This is a genomic window from Sphingopyxis sp. YF1, from assembly GCF_022701295.1.
GTDB lineage: Bacteria > Pseudomonadota > Alphaproteobacteria > Sphingomonadales > Sphingomonadaceae > Sphingopyxis.
The window spans coordinates 2,978,578-3,001,356 of sequence record NZ_CP033204.1 but is presented as its reverse complement, the minus strand read 5'-3'; the positions used below and the strand labels follow the sequence as shown (position 1 = coordinate 3,001,356).

General features: G+C 67.3%; 23 protein-coding genes and 1 tRNA gene. 14 read left to right on the top strand and 10 right to left on the bottom strand.

Features of this window, described 5'->3' with window-relative positions; translation table 11 throughout:
- Positions 1-69: 69 nt before the first annotated feature.
- Positions 70-1,257, top strand: a complete 1,188-nt coding sequence (locus tag EAO27_RS14625; RefSeq protein WP_242770955.1) for a hypothetical protein — start codon at positions 70-72, stop codon at positions 1,255-1,257.
- Positions 1,254-2,039 (top strand): glutaminyl-peptide cyclotransferase, encoded by a 786-nt coding sequence (locus EAO27_RS14620; protein WP_242770953.1) that lies wholly within the window; start codon positions 1,254-1,256, stop codon positions 2,037-2,039. Before EAO27_RS14625 ends, EAO27_RS14620 begins: the two co-directional genes overlap by 4 nt.
- Here EAO27_RS14620 and EAO27_RS14615 read toward each other — a convergent pair.
- The 4 genes from EAO27_RS14615 to EAO27_RS14600 form a co-directional block, all read right to left on the bottom strand.
- Positions 2,036-2,719, bottom strand: a complete 684-nt coding sequence (locus EAO27_RS14615; RefSeq protein WP_242770951.1) for a DJ-1/PfpI family protein — start codon at positions 2,717-2,719, stop codon at positions 2,036-2,038. The genes EAO27_RS14620 and EAO27_RS14615 overlap by 4 nt on opposite strands.
- A gap of 163 nt (positions 2,720-2,882) precedes the next feature.
- Positions 2,883-3,104 (bottom strand): hypothetical protein, encoded by a 222-nt coding sequence (locus EAO27_RS14610; protein ID WP_242770949.1) that lies wholly within the window; start codon positions 3,102-3,104, stop codon positions 2,883-2,885.
- A gap of 75 nt (positions 3,105-3,179) precedes the next feature.
- Positions 3,180-3,476 carry an entericidin EcnAB gene (locus EAO27_RS14605; RefSeq protein WP_242770947.1) on the bottom strand — a complete coding sequence of 99 codons (297 nt, stop codon included), beginning with the start codon at positions 3,474-3,476 and terminating at the stop codon, positions 3,180-3,182.
- A 173-nt stretch (positions 3,477-3,649) separates the two neighbouring features.
- Positions 3,650-3,964 (bottom strand): hypothetical protein, encoded by a 315-nt coding sequence (locus EAO27_RS14600; protein WP_242770946.1) that lies wholly within the window; start codon positions 3,962-3,964, stop codon positions 3,650-3,652.
- A gap of 232 nt (positions 3,965-4,196) precedes the next feature.
- On the opposite strand from EAO27_RS14600, the gene EAO27_RS14595 reads away from it, so the two are divergent.
- From EAO27_RS14595 to EAO27_RS14565, 7 genes are all read left to right on the top strand, one after another.
- Positions 4,197-5,183 (top strand): metalloregulator ArsR/SmtB family transcription factor, encoded by a 987-nt coding sequence (locus tag EAO27_RS14595; protein WP_242770945.1) that lies wholly within the window; start codon positions 4,197-4,199, stop codon positions 5,181-5,183.
- The gene (metF, locus tag EAO27_RS14590; protein ID WP_242770943.1) at positions 5,180-6,121 is read left to right on the top strand and encodes a methylenetetrahydrofolate reductase; all 942 of its coding nucleotides are present in this window, start codon (positions 5,180-5,182) and stop codon (positions 6,119-6,121) included. The genes EAO27_RS14595 and metF overlap by 4 nt, the downstream gene beginning before the upstream one ends.
- The gene (locus tag EAO27_RS14585) at positions 6,118-7,164 is read left to right on the top strand and encodes a homocysteine S-methyltransferase family protein (protein ID WP_242770941.1); all 1,047 of its coding nucleotides are present in this window, start codon (positions 6,118-6,120) and stop codon (positions 7,162-7,164) included. The genes metF and EAO27_RS14585 overlap by 4 nt, the downstream gene beginning before the upstream one ends.
- Positions 7,165-7,168: 4 nt before the next feature.
- The gene (locus EAO27_RS14580; RefSeq protein ID WP_242770939.1) at positions 7,169-7,693 is read left to right on the top strand and encodes an N-acetyltransferase; all 525 of its coding nucleotides are present in this window, start codon (positions 7,169-7,171) and stop codon (positions 7,691-7,693) included.
- Between the two features lie 22 nt (positions 7,694-7,715).
- Positions 7,716-10,334, top strand: a complete 2,619-nt coding sequence (gene metH / locus EAO27_RS14575) for a methionine synthase (protein ID WP_242770937.1) — start codon at positions 7,716-7,718, stop codon at positions 10,332-10,334.
- Between the two features lie 10 nt (positions 10,335-10,344).
- Positions 10,345-11,322: a phytanoyl-CoA dioxygenase family protein gene (locus tag EAO27_RS14570; RefSeq protein WP_242770935.1), complete on the top strand. Its 978-nt coding sequence runs from the start codon at positions 10,345-10,347 to the stop codon at positions 11,320-11,322.
- 101 nt (positions 11,323-11,423) lie between these two features.
- A complete protein-coding gene (locus EAO27_RS14565; protein WP_242770933.1) occupies positions 11,424-12,377 on the top strand; it encodes a right-handed parallel beta-helix repeat-containing protein in 954 nt (317 codons plus the stop codon).
- Positions 12,378-12,565: 188 nt separating this feature from the next.
- Here the strand turns inward: EAO27_RS14565 and EAO27_RS14560 are convergent, their stop codons facing one another.
- Genes EAO27_RS14560 through EAO27_RS14540 form a run of 5 tightly spaced genes read right to left on the bottom strand, consistent with a single transcriptional unit; the run spans position 12,566 to position 16,865 of the window.
- Positions 12,566-13,072, bottom strand: a complete 507-nt coding sequence (locus EAO27_RS14560) for a YbjN domain-containing protein (protein WP_242770931.1) — start codon at positions 13,070-13,072, stop codon at positions 12,566-12,568.
- 45 nt (positions 13,073-13,117) lie between these two features.
- A complete protein-coding gene (locus tag EAO27_RS14555) occupies positions 13,118-13,405 on the bottom strand; it encodes an accessory factor UbiK family protein (protein WP_242770929.1) in 288 nt (95 codons plus the stop codon).
- A 29-nt stretch (positions 13,406-13,434) separates the two neighbouring features.
- A complete protein-coding gene (locus EAO27_RS14550; protein WP_242770927.1) occupies positions 13,435-14,004 on the bottom strand; it encodes a TspO/MBR family protein in 570 nt (189 codons plus the stop codon).
- 60 nt (positions 14,005-14,064) lie between these two features.
- Positions 14,065-14,805 (bottom strand): TlyA family RNA methyltransferase, encoded by a 741-nt coding sequence (locus EAO27_RS14545; protein ID WP_242770925.1) that lies wholly within the window; start codon positions 14,803-14,805, stop codon positions 14,065-14,067.
- Entirely contained in the window at positions 14,805-16,865 is a 2,061-nt protein-coding gene (locus EAO27_RS14540; RefSeq protein ID WP_242770923.1) for a thioredoxin family protein, read from the bottom strand. Before EAO27_RS14540 ends, EAO27_RS14545 begins: the two co-directional genes overlap by 1 nt.
- 99 nt (positions 16,866-16,964) lie before the next feature.
- Between EAO27_RS14540 and EAO27_RS14535 the strand changes: the two genes are divergently transcribed.
- Positions 16,965-18,635, top strand: a complete 1,671-nt coding sequence (locus EAO27_RS14535) for an alkaline phosphatase family protein (protein WP_242770921.1) — start codon at positions 16,965-16,967, stop codon at positions 18,633-18,635.
- Positions 18,636-18,651: 16 nt separating this feature from the next.
- Positions 18,652-19,479 (top strand): pyrroline-5-carboxylate reductase, encoded by an 828-nt coding sequence (gene proC / locus EAO27_RS14530; RefSeq protein ID WP_242770919.1) that lies wholly within the window; start codon positions 18,652-18,654, stop codon positions 19,477-19,479.
- Between the two features lie 11 nt (positions 19,480-19,490).
- Here proC and EAO27_RS14525 read toward each other — a convergent pair whose 3' ends face one another.
- Complete coding sequence (locus EAO27_RS14525; RefSeq protein ID WP_242770917.1) at positions 19,491-20,003, bottom strand: MarR family transcriptional regulator; 513 nt, start codon at positions 20,001-20,003, stop codon at positions 19,491-19,493.
- Positions 20,004-20,094: 91 nt separating this feature from the next.
- Here EAO27_RS14525 and EAO27_RS14520 point away from each other — a divergent pair, with 91 nt between their 5' ends.
- The 3 genes from EAO27_RS14520 (at position 20,095) to EAO27_RS14510 (ending at position 22,772) form a co-directional block, all read left to right on the top strand.
- The gene (locus tag EAO27_RS14520; RefSeq protein ID WP_242770915.1) at positions 20,095-21,180 is read left to right on the top strand and encodes a branched-chain amino acid aminotransferase; all 1,086 of its coding nucleotides are present in this window, start codon (positions 20,095-20,097) and stop codon (positions 21,178-21,180) included.
- Positions 21,181-21,241: 61 nt separating this feature from the next.
- Positions 21,242-21,316: transfer RNA gene (locus EAO27_RS14515), tRNA-Gln, on the top strand.
- A gap of 217 nt (positions 21,317-21,533) precedes the next feature.
- Positions 21,534-22,772 (top strand): integrase arm-type DNA-binding domain-containing protein, encoded by a 1,239-nt coding sequence (locus EAO27_RS14510; protein WP_242770913.1) that lies wholly within the window; start codon positions 21,534-21,536, stop codon positions 22,770-22,772.
- The last annotated feature ends 7 nt before the right edge of the window (positions 22,773-22,779 follow it).

Sequence of the window (22,779 nt, the reverse complement as noted above, 5' to 3'; positions counted from 1 at the left end):
AGCGATCCGCCGGCCCTTTTCCCTTGTGCCGCTTGCAGGACGGTTCGGGGCCGGGCATGTGTTGCGCCGATGACCACGGCTACCCCCATCGACCGCCTGCGCACCGCGCTGCTTGCCGACGAGGACGCGCAGCTTCGTCTGGCGCCGATCGCTGATACTGCGGCGTTTCTCGACGCGATCACCGTCTATGCGGCTGGCCTTGATCTGCCGATCGCCCGCGAAACCTTTGCCGCGGGGCTGGCGCGCGCCGCGACGCCGCAGATGCAGCGACAATTGCCCGCGCTGCTGCTCGCCGGGGCGCCGCCGCGCCATTGGCTGCCGGTCGACCTCAAGCGGCACGAGGGTCGCATCCTCGTCGAATGGCTGCACTTTGCCGGCCTGCCGCTGACCGACCCCTTTTTCGAGGAAACGCAGCGCAAGGCGCAGATATTGCCGTTCAACCGGCTGATGCGCTGCGCCACACCGCTCGCGGCGATCGAGAGCTTTGCCGAAGCCCCGCCGCCCGATGGCCTCGTCTTTCACATGTCGCGCTGCGGTTCGACGCTCGTCGGACAGATGCTCGGCGCGGCGGCGGATCATGTCGTGGTTGCCGAACCGCCGGTGCTCGACACGGTGATCCAGCTTGTCGGGCGGGGCGTCCTGCCGCCCGGCACGATCGGTGCGATGGCGGGCGCGCTGACCCGCGACCGGCGCGGCGATGCGCGGCATCGCTTCATCAAGCTCGACGCGTGGCACTGTTTCGTGCTGCCGATGCTGCGCCGGGTCTGGGCCGACACCCCGTGGGTCTTCCTCTATCGCGACCCCGTCGAGGTGCTCGTGTCGCAGCAGAGGCGGCCGGGCATGCATTGCCGCCCGGGGGTGCTGCCGCTCGATGCCTATGGCATCGACGCCTATGAGGCCGCGGCGGCCAGCGACTATCCGGCGTGGATTCTCGACCGCATCTGCCGCGCCGCCGCCGATGCGGTCGACGATCGCTGCCTGCTGCTCGACTATGCCGCGCTGCCCGGGGCGCTGGTCGACAGCGTCCTGCCGCATTTCGGCGTCGCGCCGGGGGGCGCGGATCGGGCGCGGATCGTCGCGGCGGGCGGTCGCTATTCCAAGGCGCCGGCACAGGCCTTTACCCCCGATTCCGCAACCAAGCAGCAGGAAGCGTCGCCCGCGCTGCGCGCCGTCGCCGCGCCGCTGCTCGAGACCCACGCGCGGCTCGAAGCGTTGCGGCGCGGGCAGCGTGCGCCGGTCCCGGTGGCGGCGTCATGAGCCTGCTGCTGGCCCTCGTCTTCGCGCTGGCGCCGCCGGCGACGGGGGCCGCGCCACCGGCGGCCGCCGAGACCGTCGCGCCGCCGCCGCGCTGCGGCTATCGCATCGTCCAGACCTATCCGCACGATCCCTCGTCCTTCACCCAAGGGCTGTTCTGGCACGACGGGCATCTCTACGAAGGCACCGGGCAATATGGCCGGTCGAAGGTCGCCCGGGTCGACCTCGCGACAGGAAAGGCGCTCGCCGAAACGAAATTGCCCGCCGACCAGTTCGGCGAAGGCATCGTCCGCTGGCGCGACCAGATCATCGGCGTGACGTGGCAGGGCGGGGTCGGCAATCGCTGGCGGCTGAAGGACCTGAAGCCCGTCGGGAGGTTCCGCTACACGGGTGAGGGCTGGGGCGTGACGCTGCACGGCGACAGCCTCGTCCTCAGCGACGGTACCCCCGAGCTGCGCTATTTCGACCCGGCGACGATGACCGAGCAGAAGCGCGTCACGGTGCACTTCGCCGGGCGGCCGCTGGCGATGCTCAACGAGCTCGAAACGATCGACGGCGAAATCTGGGCCAATGTCTGGATGACCGATGCGATCGTGCGGATCGACCCCGACAGTGGGACGGTGACCTCCTTCATCGACCTGACCGGCCTTGGGGAACAGGCGGGCGCGTCCGATCGCGACGAGGTGCTCAACGGCATCGCGTGGGACCCGAAGGCGAAGCGACTGTTCGTCACGGGCAAATATTGGCCGAAGCTGTTCGAGATCGCGCTGACCGACTGCCGCTAGTCCGGTGCGGTCAGCGCTTCCTCCATCCGCGCCGCCGCCGCGCCATAGACCCGCGCTTTCAGCCCCTCGGTCACCGCCGCGGGTGCGCGATCGGGGTGACCGCCGGCAAAGGGCGGGGCGGGGTTATATTCGATCGCGAGCTGGATCGCTTGCGCCGCCGCATCGCCGCGGATCCGCGCGATCAGCGTCAGCGCGAAGTCGAGCCCGGAGGTTACCCCGCCGCTGGTCACGACCCGGCCATCCTCGACGACCCGCCCCGGCGCCGGTTCGGCGCCGACGAGCGGCAGCAGGTGGGTGTAGCCCCAATGGGTGGTCGCGCGCCTGCCGGCAAGCAGGCCGGCGCGGCCGAGCAGGAACGCGCCGGTGCACACGCTCGTCACCCACTGCGCCTGCGCCGCCTGGCGCGCGATGAAGGCGATGGTTGCGGCGTCGCCCAGCGCTTCGGTCACGCCGTGGCCGCCGGGAACGCAGAGGATGTCGGCCTGCGGGCACGATGCGAAATCATGCGTCGGCACGATCGAGAAGCCGCTGTCGGTCGCGATCGGGTCGAGGTTCGCGGCGGCCCCCGCGAGGCTGGCCCCGGGCATGCGGCAGAGCGCCTGTGCGGGCGCGGTGAAATCGAGCTGGGTGATGCCCGGAAAGAGGAGGAAAACGACCTGGAGCGGCTGTGGTTCGGTCATGCGGATGGTCCCTTGCTCTAGCGGTGGGGCACCCAGGCGCGCGGCTCGGAAGGACAACTCGAAAGGATGAGGCGTCCGTCCCGTTCCCCGATGGGACTCCATCTGCAAGCGCCAGTCGCGGGACCGGACCGTTCTAGCGCCGCGTCTTGCCCGCCGAAAGCCTTCATTCGCCTTTTGTCGCGTCGCCGCCGCCGGAGGTTTCGGTTGCGCCGGCGGGGGTGCTGTCGCGGCTTTCGAGCATTTCGGCGGCATCGTCGAGCGCCTTGGCTTCGCTGACCGTGACGCCGCCGGGTCCGGGTTCATTGTCGGTGCGGCTGCATCCGCCGGCCGGCATGAGCGCCATCGTCGCCAGCATCGCCATCGTCAGGCGGGGCAAGGGCATCATTCTTCTCCCACGAAAAAGGGCCCCATTCGCGAAGAATGGAGCCCCCTTGTTGCACGCTTCGGGCGCGCCGACGACTTACTTCTTGTCGTTGGCTTCGGCCTTGGCGGTTTCTTCCTTGATCTTGTCGCCGGCAGTGGCGGCGGCATCGCCCGCAGCGTTCACCGTGCCCTCGACGGCGTTGCCGGCGTCCTTGGCGGCGGCAGCGGTCGCGTCGGCGGCTTCGGCGGCACCGTCGGCAACCGCGTCGCCCGCGGCAGCTGCATCGTCAGCAACGGCGGCACCGGCTTCCGACGTTTCCTGCTGGGCCTTTTCCGAGCAGGCGGCGAGGCTGAACGCGGCAGCGGCCATCGACGCGATGATGAGTTTGCGCATGTAATATCCTTTCAAATGCCAAGGCGGCCAGCATCCGGCCCCTGGGGTCGAAGCCTAACCACGGCTCAAGCGCTTGGCAACCGCATTGGGTTCCATCGCGCCCAAAGGAAAAGGGGCCGCCGGCCCAGGCCGGCGACCCCCTTTGTCCTTCGGTCCAGGGACCGGAAAGAAGCTTACTTCTTGGCTTCTTCCAGCGCGCCCTTGGCAGCGTCGGTCGCTTCGGTCGCGGCCTTGGCAGCTTCGCCTGCCTTGTCGGCAGCCTGGCCAGCCTTGTCGGCGGCGCCGGCAGCGGCGTCGGCAGCTTCGCCCGCAGCAGCGGCGGTCGCGTCGGCGGCGCCGGCCGCGGCGTCCATCGCGCCGTCAGCGGCGGCTTCGGGGGTCGCGGCTTCTTCGGTGGTCGCCGGTGCTTCTTCGGCCTTCTTTTCACCGCAAGCAGCCAGGCCCATCGAGGCGGCCAGAACGAGCGACAGAGTGATCGACTTCTTCATGTGGGAATACCCCTCTCGATTGAACTGATCGGTAGCATCCGGAGCGATCCGTCAGGACCCGGCGAATTGCCAACCGCCCTCATAGCTACAATGTCGCAGAATCGGGCGCAACGGACTTTTTGCGCGCCTTGGCGCAAATGCGGCGAGGTGGTCGTTCATCGGGGAGAAAGGCGCGGGTTTTTGCCGCGACGCTCGGTTGACGACATATAAAGAAATCTTTATATCACACTTCGTGACCGAATTGCTCGACATTTTCCGTGCCCTGGCGGACCCGACGCGCTTGCGAGTCGTCGCCCTGCTGCGCGAGATGGAGCTGGCGATCGGCGAACTGGCGGTGGTGCTCGACCAGAGCCAGCCGCGCGTGTCGCGGCATGTCCGCATCCTTGCCGAGGCGGGGATCATCGAGCGCCGCCGCGAAGGCAGCTGGGTCTTCCTGCGGATCGCCGAGGGCGGCCCGGTCGGCGATCTTCTGGTTCGGGCCGAACTCTGGCCTTTCTCGCCGGGCGAGGCCGCGGTGGTGGCGCAGGATGCCCAGCGCCTTGCCGCGGTGCGGATCGAGCGCGCCGCTGCAGCCGAACGCTATTTCGCCGATCATGCCGCCGAATGGGACGCGATCCGCTCGCGTCATGTCGCCGAAAGCGAAGTCGAGGCGGCGATGCTGGGGCTGATGCACAACCGCCGGCTCGGCCATCTGCTCGACATCGGCACGGGCACCGGGCGCATGGCCGAGATTTTCGCGCCGACCGCGCGGCGGATCACCGCGCTCGACCGCAGCCCCGAAATGCTGCGCATCGCGCGGACCAAATTGTCGGGGCAGGCGGTGCCGATCGACCTCGTCCAGGGCGATTTCCTCGACCTGCCGCTTGCCGGGGCGAGCATCGACAGCATTGTCATCCACCAGGCGCTGCACTTCGCGCACGAACCCGACCGGGTGATCGCCGAGGCGGGGCGCGTGCTGCGTGGCGGCGGTCATCTGCTGATCGTCGATTTCGCGCCGCACGAGGACGAGGAAATGCGCACGCTCGCGGCGCATGCGCGCCTGGGGTTTTCGGATGCGCAGATCCGCGGCTGGTTCGCCTCGGCCGGGCTGGTGCTCGAAACCGCGCAGACGCTCGAGGGCGGCGACCTGGCGGTGAAGCTGTGGCTCGGCCGCCGCCGTTCCGATGAAGATCAATCCCCCGTCCGCGATGACGGGCAAGGCAAGAGGTTTGCGGCATGACATCGAATTTGAACTCGCTCGCCGAGGCGCGCCGTGCGGCGGCCTCGCCGCTTTTCGCCGACCTTGCCGGCGACATCGGCGTCAGCTTCGAATTTTTCCCGCCCAAGACCGAAAAGATGGAAGCCCAGCTCTGGGAGACGTTCCGCACGCTCGAGCCGCTTGGCCCCAGCTTCGTGTCGGTGACCTATGGTGCGGGGGGCTCGACGCGCGAGCGAACCCACGCGACCGTCGCGCGGATTGCCGCCGAAAGCGCGGTGCCGCCCGCGGCGCACCTGACCTGCGTCGAGGCGTCGCGCGCCGAGATCGACGAGGTCGCGCACGCCTATTGGGATGCGGGGGTGCGCCATATCGTCGCGCTGCGCGGCGACGTTCCGGGCGGCGCGCCGTATCGTGCGCACCCCGACGGTTATGCCAATGCGATCGAACTCGTCACGGGGCTCAAGAACATCGCCCCGTTCGACATTTCGGTCGCCGCCTATCCCGAAACGCATCCCGATGCCGATTGCGCGCAGTCCGACCTCGACAATCTGAAGCGCAAGCTCGACGCGGGGGCGACCCGCGCGATCACGCAATTCTTTTTCTCGCCCGACTGTTTCCTGCGGTTCCGCGACGCGGCCGCGGCGGCGGGGATCGATGCGCCGATCATCCCCGGCATCCTGCCCGTATCGAACGTATCGCAGACGCGGCGCATGGCCGACATGTGCGGCACGCAGATTCCGGCATGGATGGTGTCGCTTTTCGACGGGCTCGACGACCTGCCCGCGGCGCGCCAGCTCGTCGCGGCGACGATCGCCGCAGAAATGTGCCGCCGCCTCTATGCGGGCGGGGTGCGCGATTTCCATTTCTACACGCTCAACCGGGCGGAGCTCAGCTACGCCATCTGCCACCTGCTCGGCCTTCGCCGTGTGGCGGCACCCGCAACGGAGGAAGCCGCATGACCGCCCGTGATGCCTTGATTGCCGCCGCGAAGGAGCGCATCCTGCTGACCGACGGCGGCTGGGGAACGCAGATCCAGCTGCGCAAGCTCGACGAGGCCGACTATGCGGGCGCGCTCGGGCTCGGCCACGACCAGAAGGGCAACAACGACATTCTCGCGCTGACGCGCACCGATGTCGTCACCGCGATCGGCGAATCCTATCTGGCGGCCGGATCGGATATCGTCTCGACCAATACGTTCAGCGCCAACCGGATCAGCCAGGCGGATTACGGCGCCGAACATCTGGTCGCCGACATCAACCACGAAAGCGCGCGGCTCGGCCGCGAGGCGGCCGACCGCTATCAGGCGCGCGACGGTCGCCGCCGTTTCGTCGCCGGCGCGGTGGGGCCGACGAACAAGACCTTGTCGCTGTCGCCCGACGTCAACAATCCCGGCTATCGCGAGATCGATTTCGACGAGCTGAAGGACGTCTATCTCGAACAGGTCGTCGCGCTCGCCGAGGGCGGGGCGGACTTCATCCTGATCGAGACGATCTTCGACACGCTCAACGCCAAGGCGGGGATCGCCGCGACGCTCGAGGCCGAGGCCAAGGTGGGCCGCGACCTGCCGCTGATGATCTCGATGACGCTCACCGACCTGTCGGGCCGCAACCTGTCGGGGCACACGGTCGAGGCCTTCTGGTACGCGGTGCGCCACGCCAGGCCGCTGACGATCGGGCTGAACTGTTCGTTCGGCGCAGCGCAGCTTCGCCCGCATGTGAAGGTGCTCTCCGACCTCGCCGACGCGCTGGTGATGGTCTACCCGAACGCCGGCCTGCCCAACGAACTCGGCGAATATGACGAACTGCCCGAGACGACGGCAGAGCTCGTGCGCGAATGGGCTGCGCACGGGCAGGTCAATATCCTCGGCGGCTGCTGCGGCTCGACGCCTGCGCATATCGCGGCGATGGCGCAGGCGGTGCAGGGCCTCGCGCCGCGGTCGATTCCCGAGGTGCCGGTCCGCACGCGGCTGGCAGGGCTCGAACCTTTCACCATGGCGGCCTGAAGCGATGCGCGACGATCCGACATGGACGATCCGGGAAGCCGGACCCGAAGACGCGGCGGCGCTGGCGCTGATCGGTGCCGCGACCTTCCTCGAAACCTTCGCCGGGATTCTCGATGGCGATGCGATCGTCGGCCACTGCGCGGCGCAGCACAGCGACGCGGCCTATCGCGCCCATCTGGCGGACGGTGCGCGCGCGTGGATCGCCGAGGCGCAGCCGGGCGGAGCGCCCGTCGGCTTCGTGCTCGTCGGCAAGCCCGACCTCGCCGCCGCGGGGGAAGGCGATATCGAGCTCAAGCGCATCTATTCGCTGTCGCGCTTTCACGGGAGCGGGCTGGGCGCGGCGCTGATGCAGCAGGCGCTCGGGGCGGCGTGCGGCCATCGCCGCCTGCTTCTCGGCGTCTATGCCCGCAACGAACGCGCGCTCGCCTTCTACCGGAAACAGGGGTTCGCCGACCTCGGCACGCGCCAGTTCAACGTCGGCGGCAAACTCTACGACGATCTCGTCCTCGCCCGCCCGCTCGCCGCTTAATGCCCGTATTCAGGATAGTCCGATGACCACCGCCGCTTCCTCCAGCTTCGTCAATATCGGCGAACGCACCAACGTCACCGGTTCGGCGGCGTTCAAGAAGCTGATCCTCGCCGACGATTATACCGCGGCGGTCGAGGTCGCGCGCCAGCAGGTCGAGAATGGTGCGCAGGTCATCGACGTCAACATGGACGAAGGCCTGCTCGACGCCGAATATGCGATGACCACCTTCCTGAAGCTCATCGCCGCCGAGCCCGACATCGCGCGCGTTCCGGTGATGATCGACAGCTCTAAATGGGACGTCATCGAGGCGGGGCTGAAATGCGTTCCCGGCAAGCCGATCGTCAATTCGATCAGCATGAAGGAAGGCGAGGAACAATTCCTCGCGCATGCGCGCAAATGCATGGCCTATGGCGCGGCGGTCGTCGTGATGGCGTTCGACGAGGTGGGGCAGGCCGACACGCAGGCGCGCAAGGTCGAGATTTGCGAGCGCGCCTACAAGCTGTTGATGACGATCGGTTTTCCGCCCGAGGATATCATCTTCGACCCCAATATCTTCGCGGTCGCGACGGGGCTCGAAGAGCATGACAATTATGCCGTCGACTTCATCGAGGCGGTGAAGGTCATCCGTGTCCGCTGTCCCCACGTCCATTTTTCGGGCGGCCTGTCGAACCTGTCGTTCGGTTTCCGCGGCAACGAGACGGTGCGGCGCGCGATGCACAGCGTCTTCCTCTATCATGCGATCCCGGCCGGGCTCGACATGGCGATCGTCAACGCGGGGCAGCTCGACGTCTACGATACGATCGACCCCGAACTGCGGAATGCGTGCGAGGACGTCATCCTCAACCGCAAGGTCGAGGGCGAGGCCGAAAGCCCGACCGAGCGGCTGATCGCGCTCGCCGAACGCTACAAGGGCACCAATGCGGCGCAGGAGAAGGCCGCCGAGGAATGGCGCGGCTGGGTGGTCGAAAAGCGCCTCGAACATGCGCTGGTCAAGGGCATCGATGCCTATGTCGTCGACGATACCGAGGAAATGCGCCTGCTGATGCCGCGCCCGATCGAGGTGATCGAGGGCCCGCTGATGGACGGGATGAACGTCGTCGGCGACCTGTTCGGATCGGGCAAGATGTTCCTGCCGCAGGTCGTCAAATCGGCGCGCGTGATGAAAAAGGCGGTCGCGCACCTGCTGCCCTTCATCGAGGCATCGAAGGAGCCGGGGGCGAAGGGCAAGGGCAAGGTCGTGATGGCGACCGTCAAGGGCGACGTTCACGATATCGGCAAGAATATCGTCGGCGTCGTGCTCCAGTGCAACGGCTTCGAGATCGTCGACTTGGGCGTGATGGTCCCGTGGTCGAAGATCCTCGAGGCGGCGAACGAGAATGACGCCGACATGATCGGCCTCAGCGGGCTGATCACCCCCTCGCTCGACGAGATGGTGACGGTGGCCGAGGAAATGCAGCGCGCGGGGATGACGATGCCGCTGCTGATCGGCGGCGCGACGACGTCGCGGGTGCACACGGCGCTGCGCATCGATCCGGCGTATACGGGGCCGGTGCTGCATGTGCTGGATGCGAGCCGCGCGGTCGGGGTCGCGACGGCGCTGGTCAGCGACACCGGCCGCGACGCCTATGTGCAGGGATACAAGGACGATTATGCTCATGTTCGCGACGTCCGCGCGGGCAAGGGGCAGAGCGTGCTGCTGAGCATCGAGGAAGCGCGCGCCAACTATTACGACGCGTACCTCAGCGATAAACCCGCGCCGCCGCTGCAGCCCGGATTGCACCGCTTCGACGACTGGTCGCTCGAGGATCTGCGCGACTGCATCGACTGGACGCCCTTCTTTCGCGCGTGGGAGCTCCACGGCACCTATCCGTCGATCCTCGAGGATGAGGTGGTCGGCGAGACGGCGGTGGCGCTCAAGGCCGACGCCGACGCGATGCTCGACAGGCTGATTGCGGAAAAATGGCTGACCGCGCGCGGCGTCTGCGCCTTCTGGCCGTGCGCGCGCGACGGCGACAGCGTCACCATCCACCTCGCCGACGAGGAACGGCATGTGACGCTCCCCTTCCTGCGCCAGCAGATCAAGAAGAGCCGCGACCGCGCCAACATGTGCCTTGCCGACTTCATCGATCCGGCGGGCGACTGGATCGGCGGTTTCGCGGTCGGCATCCACGGCATCGAACCTTTTTCGGAGCGCTTTCGCGCCGACAAGGACGACTATTCGGACATCCTGCTGAAAGCGCTGGCCGACCGTTTCGCCGAAGCCTTCGCCGAGCGGCTGCACCAGCATGTGCGCACCACCCTGTGGGGCTATGCACCGGGCGAGCAGCTCACCAACGAAGCGCTGATCAAGGAAGAATATCGCGGCATCCGCCCGGCGCCGGGCTATCCCGCCTGTCCCGACCACAGCCTGAAGCCGATCCTGTTCGATCTGCTCCAGGCAGACGCGAACGCCGGGCTGGTGCTGACCGAAAGCTTCGCGATGTTGCCGACGGCGGCGGTCAGCGGTTTCTATTTCGGGCACCCCGAAAGCCAGTATTTCGGGGTGGCGCGGATCGGCAGCGACCAGCTTGCCGACTATGCAGAGCGGCGCGGGGTCGATATCGAGACCGCGACGCGCTGGCTGCGCCCCAATCTCGACTGAGGAAGAGCGAATGACCATGACGGTGGAAATGCCCGAAGTCGCATGTCTGGAGGAATTCTGGGCGTCGCATTCGGGCAAGGGGCCGCCGCTCGACGAGATGATCGGCAAGCTGCTGCTCGACACGCTCGGGCTGGGCAACCAGCAGGTGTTCGAAATCCTCTATGGGACGAAGCCCGACTTTGCGGAATTCCAGGCCTGGATCCTCGCAACCGCGGGGGCGCCCGATCCGGTGCTGCTCGACCGCTACCATGGCTGGCTGATGGAGCAGCTGCCGGGCGAGGCGGCGGCGGCGCAACTCGCCGCGATCGCCGCCATGCCCGATGTTCTCGACGCCGCGGCGCTCGCGCATTGGGACGAGCATGGCTATGTCATCCTGCCCGACGCGATCGCGCCCGACGAAATCGCGGCGGTGAAGGCGCTGCTGTGGGAGGTGATCGGCGCGTCACCCGACGACCCCGAAAGCTGGTATTCGGCCCGAACCAACGGGATCATGGTGCCGCATTTCCAGCATCCCGCACTCGAGGCCGCGCGCCGTTCGCCGCGCGTGCACAAGGCATTCGCGCAGCTCTGGGGCAGCGAAGATCTGTGGGTGACGGTCGACCGTATCGGTTTCAATCCGCCCGAACGGCCGGGGCATTTGTTCAGCGGTTCGGACGTGCACTGGGATGCCAGCCTGGCCCGGCCGATCCCCTTTGCGACCCAATCGGTCCTCTATCTGTCCGACACCGAGGAAGATCAGGGGGCCTTTCGCTGCGTTCCCGGTTTCCATCGCAGGATCGACAGCTGGTTCGACGCGCTGGACGGCGCCGACCCGCGTGCCTTCGATTTTTCGGCGGAGGTGAAACATGTCGCGGGGCGCGCGGGCGACCTGATCATCTGGCGGCAGGACCTGCCCCACGCCGCGAGTCCCAACCGGTCGGACCGGCCGCGGCTGGCGCAATATCTGACCTATTATTCGCCCAACCTCGAAATCCGGCGCTGGTGCTGACCGGTTAATCCGCCGCCCCGCGGGCGTCCGGTTTCGGGACGGCCGGGCGGTTAACCAGCCTTGCACACGACTGGCGCCGCCGTTTCGGTTAAGGCCGTGCCATGACCCGTATCCGTCCCAGCCTCATCGCCGCGCTGCTGATCGCCGCCGCGGTCGTCGCCGCGCCCGCCCCCGCCCAGACCGGCGGGACGCCCTATGTGATCGCCGAGAGCGGCCAGGGGTTCGGCCGGTTGCAGGATGCGGTCGACGCCATCGGCGACGGGCAGGGGACGATCCGCATCGCGCCCGGCTATCATCGCGACTGCGCCGTGCAGACCGCAGGGCGCGTCGCCTTCGTCGCGGCCGAACCGGGAAGCGCGGTTTTCGACGGGGTAACATGCGAGGGCAAGGCGGCGCTGGTGCTGCGCGGCGGCGGCGCCCGGGTCGATGGCATCGTGTTCCAGAACATGCGCGTGCCCGACGGCAACGGTGCGGGCATCCGGCTCGAAAAGAGCGACCTCGAGGTGGTGAACAGCATGTTCCGCGGCAGCGAGCAGGGCATTTTGACCGCCGACGCCCCCGACGCGTCGCTGAGCATCGATCGCTCGACCTTCTCGCGCCTCGGCCGCTGCGACCGCGGGCTGAGCTGCGCGCACAGCGTCTATACCGGCCTCTATGGTCGTGTGACGGTGACCCGGACGCGCTTCGAAAAGGGCAGCGGCGGCCATTATCTCAAGACGCGCGCCGCGCAGGTCGACATTCGCGACAACAGCTTCGACGACACGCAGGGCAGCGCGACCAACTATATGATCGACCTGCCGGCGGGCGCGACCGGGCGGATCGCGAACAATCTGTTCATCCAGGGCCGCGACAAGGAAAATTACTCGGCGCTGATCGCGGTCGCCGCCGAGGACCGCAAGAATCCGTCGCGGGGGCTTGCCATCGCGGGCAATCGCGCGAGCCTGCCCGCCGGGATGGGCCGCAAGTCGGTATTCGTCGCCGACTGGAGCGGCGAAGCGCTGGCGATCGGCGAGAATCAGCTCGGTGCCGGGCTGACGCGTTTCGAAAAGCGCTGAAGGGAATCACCGCAGCCCCGAGCCTGTCGAAGGGCGCCTATCCGAGAAGTGCCCTTCGACAGGCTCACGGCTGCGGTTTGAAAGCCTAGAGTGCGTTCGGTTTTGATCGAATCAAAACCGGCACTCTAGAATTTTGTTTTTCCATGTTTTCCGGGTCGTCAGGTGAGTCCACCTGACTTGAAAACACTCTAGGCCTCGCCGCGCGTTTCGATCAGCGAGGCGGCCAGCGCTTCCGCGGGCGACTTGCCGCCCCACAGCACGAACTGGAACACCGGATAGAAGCGCTCGCATTCGTCGATCGCGCTTTCGATAAGCGTTTCGGTGAGGTCGAGCGACAGCGAGCCGTCGCCGCCGACGAGCATGCCGTGGCGGAACAGGATCGTGCCGCTGTTCGACCAGAGTTCGAAATGGCCGAGCCAGAGCTGTTCGTTGATCAGCGCCAGCGCTTCGTGCGCAACGGCGCGCTTGTCCTCGACGACGCGGATATCGGGGAAGGCGAGCAGCTGGATGACGCCGTCGTCGGCACGCCAGACGGCGCGCAGTTCATAGGCCGTCCAGCTGCCCTGCGCGGTTGCGACGATCTCGTCCTCGCCGACCATCTCGTGCGGCCAGTCGTGCGCGGCGAAATAGGACGCGAGCATTTCCATCGGCGCCGCGTCCTGGCCGTCGTCGTCATCGTAGATATCGTCGCTCATGCGCGCGCCTTTAGACCGAAACGCGCAAGGTGGCGAGTCGCTGCGTCAGCCCGCCTTGGGCTTGCGCGCCGCGGGCTTGGCGGCGGCGGGTTTCGCGGCGCCTTCCAGCTTGTCGAGGCGCGCTTTCAGCGCCTCCGCCTCGGCCCGCGCCGTGGCCGCCATCTGCTTCACGGCCTCGAATTCCTCGCGGCTGACGAAGTCCATGCGGCCGATCCATTCCTTGGCGCGCTCGCGCATCGCGGATTCGGCTTCGCGTCCCGCGCCCGCCACGGTTCCGGCAACGCCGTTGATCATCTTGGCGAGATCGTCAAAAATGCGGTTTTCGCTTTGCATCAGTCTTTCCTTCGTCGGGGGAGGACCCCTCAAAAATCTTTCGGGCCGCTACCTATCTGGGTGCTGGCGGCGGCGGGGACAAGGGTCTCGGCGCCGGGATTGCGCTGGTCGATCTGGAAATTGAGGATCGATGCAAAGCAGAGCCAGGCCATATAGGGGACAAGCAGCCACGCTGCGGCCTTGCGGATCGGCGCGAAGGCGAAAGCGGTCGCGATCGTCATCAGCAGGATGAAGACGATCAGGTAGAAGGCCGTGGTGACCTGATGGGCGCCGAAGAAGAGCGGCGACCAGGCGAAGTTGGCGACCAGCTGGATGAAGAAGAGCAGGAGCGCGAGCCCGCGCCCCTTTGCGCCGCGCGCATGCAGGATCATCGCGAGCGACAGGCCGAGGCAGATGTAGAGGATCGGCCAGACCGTCGCGAACACCCAGCCCGGCGGGGTGATTGCGGGCAGGTCGAGCGCCGCGAACCAGCGGTTGCCGTAACCGCTGTTCGACAACAGCCCCGACAGGCTGCCGCCTAGCAGGATCGCGGGAACCGTGACGAGCGCCCAGCGCAGATAGGACATGCGAAGCTGGCCCGGCGTTGCGATTTCGGTCATGCCCGCAATATCCCCCACATGCGAATCCGTTGCATTGTGTCGCGATTGCGCGGCGCAGCGTCAAGCGGCACGCTTCTCCGCCGCGATCAGAAATTCGACATTGCCCTCGGGGCCGGTGATCGGGCTTTCGACCAGGTCGACGACCGACCATCCTTCGCCTTCGAGCCAGGCGTGGACCCCGGCGCACACGCGCGCATGGACCGCGGCGTCGCGCACGACGCCCTTCTTGCCGACTTCGTGGCGTTCGGCTTCGAACTGGGGCTTGATCAGCGCGACCATGCGCGCGCCGGGCCGGGCAAAGGCCATCGGCACGGGGAGCACCTTCGACAGCGCGATGAAGCTCGCGTCGCAGACGATGAGGTCGACCGGTTCGGGAATGTGCGCGGGGGTCAGGATGCGCGCGCTCGTCTGTTCGTGGACGATCACGCGTTCGTCCTGCCGCAGTTTCCAGGCGAGCTGGTTGGTGCCCGAATCGACCGCATAGACACGTGCCGCGCCGCGGCTCAGGAGCACGTCGGTGAAGCCCCCGGTCGACGATCCGACGTCGATCGCCACCGCGCCGGTGACGTCCCAGCCGAGATGGGTCAGCGCATGGTCGAGCTTGATCCCGCCGCGCGACACCCACGGGTGGTCGCGGCCCTTGACGCTGATCGCGGCATCGTCGGCGATCTGCTGCCCCGCCTTGTCGATCTTGCGATCGCCGACAAAGGCGAGCCCGGCCAGGATCAGCGCCTGCGCGCGCGTCCGGCTTTCGGCGAGGCCGCGGTCGACGAGCAGCTGGTCGGCGCGCTGCTTTGCCATCAGCGTTCCGCCGCCTTGCCGGTCAACATGCCCGGGGTGAGGATCTGCGGCAGAATCTCGGGCTTGCCGGCGCCCGGCGCGTACCAGAGGTAGAGCGGCACGCTGTTGCGGCCATGTTCGGCGAGGGTGCGCGTGATCGCGGGATCGCCGTTGGTCCAGTCGCCGACGAGCGTGATCACCCCCGCCTTGTCGAACGCCGCCTGCACCGCCTCGCGATGGATCGCGCCGGCCTCGTTCGCCTTGCACGACAGGCACCAGTCGGCGGTGAAATAGACGAAGACGGGCTTGCCGGTGGCGCGGGCCTTGGCGAGCGCTTCGGACGAGAAGGCGGACCCCGAGGCTGCTACCCTATGCTCGGTTCGTGCGAGTTCGGCGGTTGTCGCGGCAAGGCTGCCGACCAGCAGAAGGGCGGCCGCGCCAAGAAGCCATTTTCGGCGGTCGCCGCGCTGGATTGCGCCGAAATGCCACAGCAGGACGATGGCCATGCTCGCCGCGATCAGCGGATAGACAAGCCCGGCGCCGCTGCCGATCTGGCGCCACAACAGCCACGCAAGCGCCAGCGCCGTCAGCCCCATCGGCAGCGCCATCCATTTGCGGAATTTTGCCATCCATGGTCCCGGTTTGGGCAACCGGCGTCGCAAGGCCGGAACAAAGCCGATCGCGAGGAAGGGCAGGGCGAGGCCCAGCCCGAGCCCGCCGAAGATCGGTAAGGCCGCCCATGCCGGCAGCACCAGCGTTGCGCCGAGCGCGGCCCCGAGCAAAGGCCCGCTGCACGGTGTCGCGACGAAGGCGGCAAGCGCTCCGGTCCAGAAACCGCCCGCGGCGCCGCTCTTCGCGGTCAGCGTCTGGCCTTTTCCGAAGGACGGCAGCTCATAGGTGCCGAGCAGGTTGAGCGTGATCGCGATGGCAAGGATCAGGAGGATCAGCACGCTCAGCGGATGCTGCAACTGGAACGCCCAGCCGACCTGTTCGCCCACCGCGCGCAGCGCCAGCAGCGCCCCCCCCAGCAACAGCGCGGTGATCACCGCGCCCGCGGTATAGGCGAGCGCCTCGACCTTGGCTTCGCGTGCATCGCCGCCCGAGCGCGCGAGGCTCAGCGCCTTGAGGCTGAGGATCGGGAAGACGCACGGCATCAGGTTGAGGATCAGTCCGCCGAGGATCGCGCCGCCGAGCGCGGTCCAGAACAGCGTGCCGTCGATGCCCGCGGCGGGTGCCGCAATCCGATCGCCCGCGGCGCGCACCGGGCCCGGTTCGAAGTCCACCGACAGGCCGCGTCCGTCGGCCAGTTTGAACAGTGCGGCCATCGGACCCGCCGCGTCGCCGTTGGCGCGCGTTTCGACCACGATCCAGTCGCCGTTGCGGCTGAACGCCTGCGGGGCGGAATAGTCGACAAGGCGGGGTGTCTCGAGGAACAGGTGCGGCGTGTCGATCGCCGCGCCGGCGGGCAGCGGGATTTCGAAGCGCACCGTCTCGCCGCGCCGCTCCCAGCGGCCCGTTTGTTCGAGCGGTTGCGGCAGACGGGCCCGCCAGGCGTCGAACGTGGCGCGGTCGGCCTGCGTCACCTTGCCGTCGCCCGCGGTCAGCTTGACCGAGATCACGGCCTTTTCGGGAACGCAGACCTTGTCGGTGCAGGCAAGCCAGTTGGCGACGCCCGACAGCGTCAGGTCGGTGCCGGGGGCGACATTCTTGTCGACGCGGACATCGGCGAGCAGCGCAAAGGGATGTTCGTAGACATGGTTCATCATGCCGAACAGGACCAGCGCCTCGGGCACGGGATAGCGGAAGGGGGCTATCGTCACCCCTTCGGGGGCGTTCCATTCGACCGACATGCCGAAACCGGCGTCGCCGCCGTTCAGCCAATAGCCGTGCCAGCCCTTGTCGGGGTTCATCGCCAGCGCGAGCGTCGTCGCGCCGCCGGGCGCCGGTGCGGGCGATTCGGCGACGAGTTGCGGCTGGATGTTCGTCGCGCGTGCGGGTGCGACCAGGAGCAGGGCGAAAGCGAGCAAGACCAGCGCCGCCCGCCCGATGCCGGTCCAGAAATCCTGTCCTTCGCGATGCATGTTCGTCCCGCCGCTATCCGTCGTTCAAGGCTTGCCATATAGGCGGCTTTGGCCGAGAGGACAGCCCGCACCGATGCCGCCAAAGGGGACATGCCGCTCATGACGCTCAAACATCTGGCGACCGCGCTTGCCGCGACGCTCGCCGTCGCCGCCACGGGCGCCGTTTTTGCCCAGGATGCAGCCGCTCCGGCGCCGAAGGTGACCGCCGCGACGCCGCCGCCCAAGCTGCTCGTCGTCATCTCGGTCGATCAATTCTCGGCCGACCTGTTCGCCGAATATCGCGGGCGTTTCACCGGCGGTTTTGCCCGGCTCGCGTCGGGCGTCGTCTTTCCCGCGGGTTATCAGGCGCACGGCGCGACCGAGACCTGTCCCGGGCATTCGACGATCCTGACCGGCAGCCATCCGGCGCGCACGGGCATTGTCGGCAACAATTATTTCGACCTGTCGGCGACGCGCGACGACAAGCGCATCTATTGCGCCGAGGATGAGAGCGTTGCCGGTACCTCGTCGAAGAGCGGCCAATATGCGCCGTCGGTCCGGCATCTGCTCGTTCCGACGCTCGGCGACCTGATGAAGGATCGCGACCCCCGGGCGCAGGTCGTCTCGGTGTCGGGCAAGGACCGTTCGGCGATCATGATGGGCGGGCACAAGGCCGACGAACTGATGTGGCTCGCGCCGACCGGGCTCACCTCCTATCGCGGAACCGCGCTGTCGCCGACCGCCACCAAGGCGGGCGCCGCGATCGCCGCCGCGATCGGCGAAGCGCGTCCCGGCCTTGCGCTTCCCGCCGATTGCGCGCGGCAGGACATCGCGATCCCGGTCGGCAGCAAGGGCGCGACCGTCGGTACCGGCCGCCTTGCGCGCGACGCCGGTGATTTCCGGCGCTTTCTCGCTTCGCCCGAGGCCGATGGCGCGGTGCTCGCGACCGGCGCGGCGCTGCGCGCGGCGCGCAAGATGGGCGAGGGCGAAACGACCGATCTGCTCATCCTCGGCCTCGCTGCGACCGACTATGTCGGCCACGGCACGGGGACCGAGGGCAGCGAGATGTGCCTGCAGATGACCGGGCTCGACCGCGAGCTCGGCGATTTCTTCGCGCGACTCGATGCGACCGGCATCGACTATGCCGTCGCGATGACCGCCGACCATGGCGGGCACGACCTGCCCGAACGCAATCGCCAGAATGCCTGGCCCGCCGCCGAGCGCGTCGATCCGGCGCTCGATCCCGCGGTGCTGGGCAAGGCGGTCGCTGAAAAGCTGGGGTTGCCGCAACCGCTGCTGCTCGGTGACGGCGGCGACTATTATCTGTCGAAGGCGCTGACCGCGGCGCAGCGCAAGGCGGCGCTCGCCGAAGTCCTGCCGCGGCTGCGCGCGCATCCGCAGGTCGAGGCGGTCGTCACGCGCGAGGAGCTGGAAGCGCACGCGATCTCGAAACGGTCGCCCGACGTGTGGACGCTGATGGACAAGCTGCGCGCGTCGTACAATCCGCAGCGCTCGGGCGACTTCATCATCGCCCTGAAACCGCGCGTCACCCCGATTCCCGAACCGGGTATCGGCTATGTCGCGACGCACGGGTCGGTGTGGGACTATGACCGCCGCGTGCCGATTCTCTTCTGGCGCAAGGGGCTGGCGGGTTTCGAACAGCCGAATGCGGTGATGACGGTGGACATTTTGCCGACGCTGGCGGCGCTGATCGGCCTGCCGGTCGATGCGAACAAGATCGACGGCCGCTGTCTCGACCTGATCTCGGGTCCGGAGAGCAGCTGTCGCTAGGGACGAAGTAGGGACCATGACGAAGATTTTGGAGACCTTCTCCGGCCGGCTGCTGCTGGTCGGCTGCGGCAACATGGCGGGCGCCATGCTCGATCGCTGGCGCGTCGCGGGACTCGATGCGGCGCAGGTCGCGATCGTCGACCCCTTCGCTGCGCCGCGCGACGGGATCGCGCACTATGGGTCGCTGGGCGACTGGCAGGCCGCGGGCGGCGGCGCCGACTGGATCATGCTGGGCATGAAGCCGCAGCAGCTGGGCGAAGTGGCCGCCGAACTCGGGCCGCACGTCGCGGGCGCGCATCTGCTCTCGATCCTGGCCGGGGTCTCGCTCGCCGATCTCGCCGCGCGTTTTCCCGGCGCGAAGGCGCACGTGCGCATCCTGCCCAATCTTGCCGCGCGTATCGGCGCCGGGGTGACGGCGGTGGCGAGCAGCGGAGAGAGCGACGACAGGGCCGTCGCCGCGCTGCTGCAGCCGCTCGGCGACGTGGTGCCGCTCGCCGACGATTCGTCGATGGACCTCGTGACCGCCTTCACCGGCAGCGGGCCCGCTTTCGTCTTCCGCCTGATCGAAGCCTATGCGGCGGCGGGCGAGCGACTCGGCCTGTCGGCCGACGATGCGCTCAAGCTGGCGACCGCGACCTTCGGCGGCGCGACCGCGCTGCTCGCGGGCAGCGGCGAGAAGCCCGGCGCGCTCGTCACCCAGGTCGCGAGCAAGGGCGGCACGACGCAGGCCGGGCTCGACGTTCTCGATGTCGACGGCCAGCTCGCGGCGTTGATGACCAACGTGCTGCGCGCGGCGCGCGACCGCGGGCGGGAGCTCGCCGACCTCGCGCGGGGCGAGGGATAGGCGGCTTCGGTTCAGCCGGGGTCGCCGCCCAGCCTCGCGACGCGTCCGCGCTCGCGCGGCGGCATCAGCGCCTCGCTGACTTGCCAGAAACCGGTCACCGCGGTTTGACCGGCATGGGTGTAGGCGCGGCTCATCGCGTCGCGCAGCACGCCGAAGATCGACGCTTCGACCGCGCGGCCCGCATCGGTCAGCCGCAATTCCTTTTGCCGCCGGTCGCGATTGCCCGGCCGGGTCGCCAGATAGTCGCGCGCCTCGAGGTCCTTGACGACGCGCCCCAGCGACTGTTTGGTAATGCCGAGCAGCGCGAGCAGGTCCGAAATCGTCAGCCCCGGCTGGCGGGCGATGAAATAGAGTGCGCGGTAGTGTGCGCGGCCGAGGTCCTGTTCGGCGAGCCGGGCGTCGATCGTCCGCCACAGCGATCCGTGCGCGAAAAACAGATATTCGATGCCGCGGCGCACTTCGGCCTCGCGCAAGAAAAGAGCGGATGCGGCGGGGACTTGTGAAAGAAAATTATCGTCCGGCATAGTCGCTACCGTTGCGCCCGGCGCGCTCCTTTGGCAAGAGGCGCGCACGATTCATCCCGTCGATCACCCTCCAGCCACAGGTTTTTCCGTCATGACCGCACTCAGCTTCGCCCGCCTGCCGCACGCCAATCCGACGGCGGACGAGGTTCGCGAGGCGGCGATCGCCGACCCGCAGTTCGGACGCGTCTTCACCGACCATATGGTGTCGATCCGCTACAGCGAGGCGAAGGGGTGGCACGACGCGCAGGTGATGCCGCGCGGGCCGCTGATGCTCGACCCCGCGACCGCGGTGCTCCACTATGCGCAGGAAATCTTCGAAGGGCTGAAGGCGTACCGGCTCGACGACGGTTCGATGGCGCTGTTCCGCGCCGAGGCCAATGCCGCGCGCTTCAACGCCAGCGCACGCCGCATGGCGATGGCGGAACTGCCCGAAGAGCTGTTCATCGCCGCGGTTCGCGAAGCCGTCGCCGCCGACGCGCACTGGTTCCCGCCGGTCGAGGGCGGCGCGCTCTACCTGCGCCCCTTCATGTATGCGAGCGAGGTGTTCCTGGGCGTGAAGCCCGCGTCCGAATATCACTTCCTCGTCATCGTCTCGCCGGTAGGCAATTATTTCAAGTCGGGCGCCCCCGCGGTCTCGCTGTGGGTGTCGGAGGATTATACGCGCGCGGCGCCCGGCGGCACCGGCGCCGCCAAATGCGGCGGCAATTATGCCGCAAGCCTGATCGCGCAGCAGGAAGCGATCGCCAAGGGGCACGACCAGGTCGTCTTCCTCGACGCCGCCGAACATCGCTGGATCGAGGAACTGGGCGGCATGAACATGTTCTTCGTGTTCGCCGACGGCAGCATCGTGACCCCGCCGCTCACCGGCACGATCCTGCCCGGTATCACGCGCGATGCGATCATCACGCTGGCGAAGGACGCCGGGCTGACGATCCGCGAGGAACCCTATGCGATCGACCAGTGGCAGGCCGATGCGGAAAGCGGCAAGCTGACCGAGAGCTTTGCCTGCGGCACCGCCGCGGTGGTGACCCCGGTGGGCAGGGTGACGCGCGGCGAGACCAGCTTCACGATCGGCGCGGGCGGTCCCGGACAGGTCACCGAAATGCTCAAGGCCAAGTTGGTCGATATCCAGCGCGGCCGCGCCGCCGACCCGCACGGCTGGGTCACGCGCCTCTGATCCGCCGACCCGCCTTGCAATAGAAAGCGGCGCGCTATAGAGCGCGCGTCGCACCGGCCGTTGGGGCGTAGCCAAGCGGTAAGGCAGCGGTTTTTGGTACCGCCATGCGCAGGTTCGAATCCTGCCGCCCCAGCCAGCCGGTGTTTCCAGAGACGCTCTTAAGCGCTCAGGACATCTCATCTAAGTTAATAAAAACAATGAGTTATCTTGAGACGGAATCGCGATTCCGCTCAGGCCGTGCCCTTGCAGCTCGAGCCGTTTTTGGCCAGATTGTTGGTAGCAATTCCGCTCCTACCAACAAATTTCGCGTGCGCAGGATTCGAACCTGTTCGCGCGCTGGGAAAGGCTGTGCCGTGCTCACGAACGTCGCCATTAAGGCATTCAAACCCACATCGAAGCCGTACAAGAAAGCTGACGGGGGAGGGCTCTTCCTCCTCATTCAGCCGAATGGATCGAAAACTTGGCGCTTCGCCTATCGTTTCGACGGAAAGCAGAAGTTGCTCTCCGGTGGGCTGTATCCGGCGACGACTTTGCTCGCGGCGCGAGGCTGGCGTGACATGATGAAGCATCAGCTCGCTCTCGGGCTCGACCCTTCGGCAGAGAGAAAGGCCGCGAAGGGGAGGGCGATTGTAGGTGCATCCGCGCCGATCGTGAACACATTCGAACATATCGCTCGCGAATGGCTGGAAACGCGCATGCTAGCTTGGTCTCCTCGCTATGCGGCGCTCGTCATCGGGCGGCTCGAGGCGGACGTGTTCCCGGCAGTCGGAAAGCTCGAAATCAGCACGATAACGCCGCGTCAGATGCTCGATGCGATCCGCAAGATTCAGGCGCGGGGCGCGATTGAAATGGCTCACCGGGTCAAGAACCACTGCAGCGAGATTTTTCGCTACGCAATTCCTGACGGTCGCTGCGAAAGCGATCCGTGCCGCGATCTGTCGCCGGCGCTGACTAAGGCGAGGCCGGTGAAGCACCACCCCAAAGTCGCTGCCAAAGACTTGCCTTCGTTCTACTTGAAGCTGAACGCCGACGGGGCCGAACGCATGAGCCATCTCGCACTGCGATGGACCATGCTCACGATGGTGCGAACGCAGGAGACACGCTTTGCCGAGTGGGACGAGTTCGAGGAACTGGACGGCCCCAATCCGACGTGGCGCATATCGCCCGAGCGCATGAAGATGCGATCCGAGCATCTCGTGCCGCTGCCGAGGCAGGCGCTTGAGCTGCTCGAAGAAATCAACGACATCAACGTGTATCGCAAAGCCGGCAATGCGAAACTTGGCCGCTTTCTCTTCCCGGTGGCCTACACCAAATCCCGGGTTATAAGTAACAATCGGATGCTTGATATCATGTATCGCATGGGCCTCCGCGGAAAGGCGACCGTCCACGGGTTTCGCGGGCTCGCGAGCACGGTTTTGAACGAGAGCGGGCTCTTCGAACCCGACTGGATCGAGTGCCAGCTCGCGCACCAGCCGCGCGGTGTTCGGGCAGCCTATAATTCTGCCCGCTACTTGGCCCACCGGCGGCCGATGATGCAGTGGTGGGCCGATTATCTCGACGCCGCGGAGGCGAAGGGGATGAAATCGGGATGATCTCTGG

Bases quoted from the DNA above. Each gene is read 5' to 3' on its own strand.
- EAO27_RS14580 (WP_242770939.1), top strand. From the start codon at position 7,169: ATGCGCGACGATCCGACATGGACGATCCGGGAAGCCGGACCCGAAGAC.
- EAO27_RS14610 (WP_242770949.1), bottom strand. From the start codon at position 3,104: ATGATGCCCTTGCCCCGCCTGACGATGGCGATGCTGGCGACGATGGCG.
- EAO27_RS14535 (WP_242770921.1), top strand. From the start codon at position 16,965: ATGACGCTCAAACATCTGGCGACCGCGCTTGCCGCGACGCTCGCCGTC.
- EAO27_RS14545 (WP_242770925.1), bottom strand. From the start codon at position 14,805: ATGGCAAAGCAGCGCGCCGACCAGCTGCTCGTCGACCGCGGCCTCGCC.
- EAO27_RS14605 (WP_242770947.1), bottom strand. From the start codon at position 3,476: ATGCGCAAACTCATCATCGCGTCGATGGCCGCTGCCGCGTTCAGCCTC.
- EAO27_RS14625 (WP_242770955.1), top strand. From the start codon at position 70: ATGACCACGGCTACCCCCATCGACCGCCTGCGCACCGCGCTGCTTGCC.
- proC (WP_242770919.1), top strand. From the start codon at position 18,652: ATGACGAAGATTTTGGAGACCTTCTCCGGCCGGCTGCTGCTGGTCGGC.
- EAO27_RS14570 (WP_242770935.1), top strand. From the start codon at position 10,345: ATGACCATGACGGTGGAAATGCCCGAAGTCGCATGTCTGGAGGAATTC.
- EAO27_RS14620 (WP_242770953.1), top strand. From the start codon at position 1,254: ATGAGCCTGCTGCTGGCCCTCGTCTTCGCGCTGGCGCCGCCGGCGACG.
- EAO27_RS14565 (WP_242770933.1), top strand. From the start codon at position 11,424: ATGACCCGTATCCGTCCCAGCCTCATCGCCGCGCTGCTGATCGCCGCC.
- EAO27_RS14555 (WP_242770929.1), bottom strand. From the start codon at position 13,405: ATGCAAAGCGAAAACCGCATTTTTGACGATCTCGCCAAGATGATCAAC.
- EAO27_RS14615 (WP_242770951.1), bottom strand. From the start codon at position 2,719: ATGACCGAACCACAGCCGCTCCAGGTCGTTTTCCTCCTCTTTCCGGGC.
- EAO27_RS14550 (WP_242770927.1), bottom strand. From the start codon at position 14,004: ATGACCGAAATCGCAACGCCGGGCCAGCTTCGCATGTCCTATCTGCGC.
- EAO27_RS14520 (WP_242770915.1), top strand. From the start codon at position 20,095: ATGACCGCACTCAGCTTCGCCCGCCTGCCGCACGCCAATCCGACGGCG.
- metF (WP_242770943.1), top strand. From the start codon at position 5,180: ATGACATCGAATTTGAACTCGCTCGCCGAGGCGCGCCGTGCGGCGGCC.
- EAO27_RS14585 (WP_242770941.1), top strand. From the start codon at position 6,118: ATGACCGCCCGTGATGCCTTGATTGCCGCCGCGAAGGAGCGCATCCTG.
- metH (WP_242770937.1), top strand. From the start codon at position 7,716: ATGACCACCGCCGCTTCCTCCAGCTTCGTCAATATCGGCGAACGCACC.
- EAO27_RS14525 (WP_242770917.1), bottom strand. From the start codon at position 20,003: ATGCCGGACGATAATTTTCTTTCACAAGTCCCCGCCGCATCCGCTCTT.
- EAO27_RS14600 (WP_242770946.1), bottom strand. From the start codon at position 3,964: ATGAAGAAGTCGATCACTCTGTCGCTCGTTCTGGCCGCCTCGATGGGC.
- EAO27_RS14560 (WP_242770931.1), bottom strand. From the start codon at position 13,072: ATGAGCGACGATATCTACGATGACGACGACGGCCAGGACGCGGCGCCG.
- EAO27_RS14540 (WP_242770923.1), bottom strand. From the start codon at position 16,865: ATGCATCGCGAAGGACAGGATTTCTGGACCGGCATCGGGCGGGCGGCG.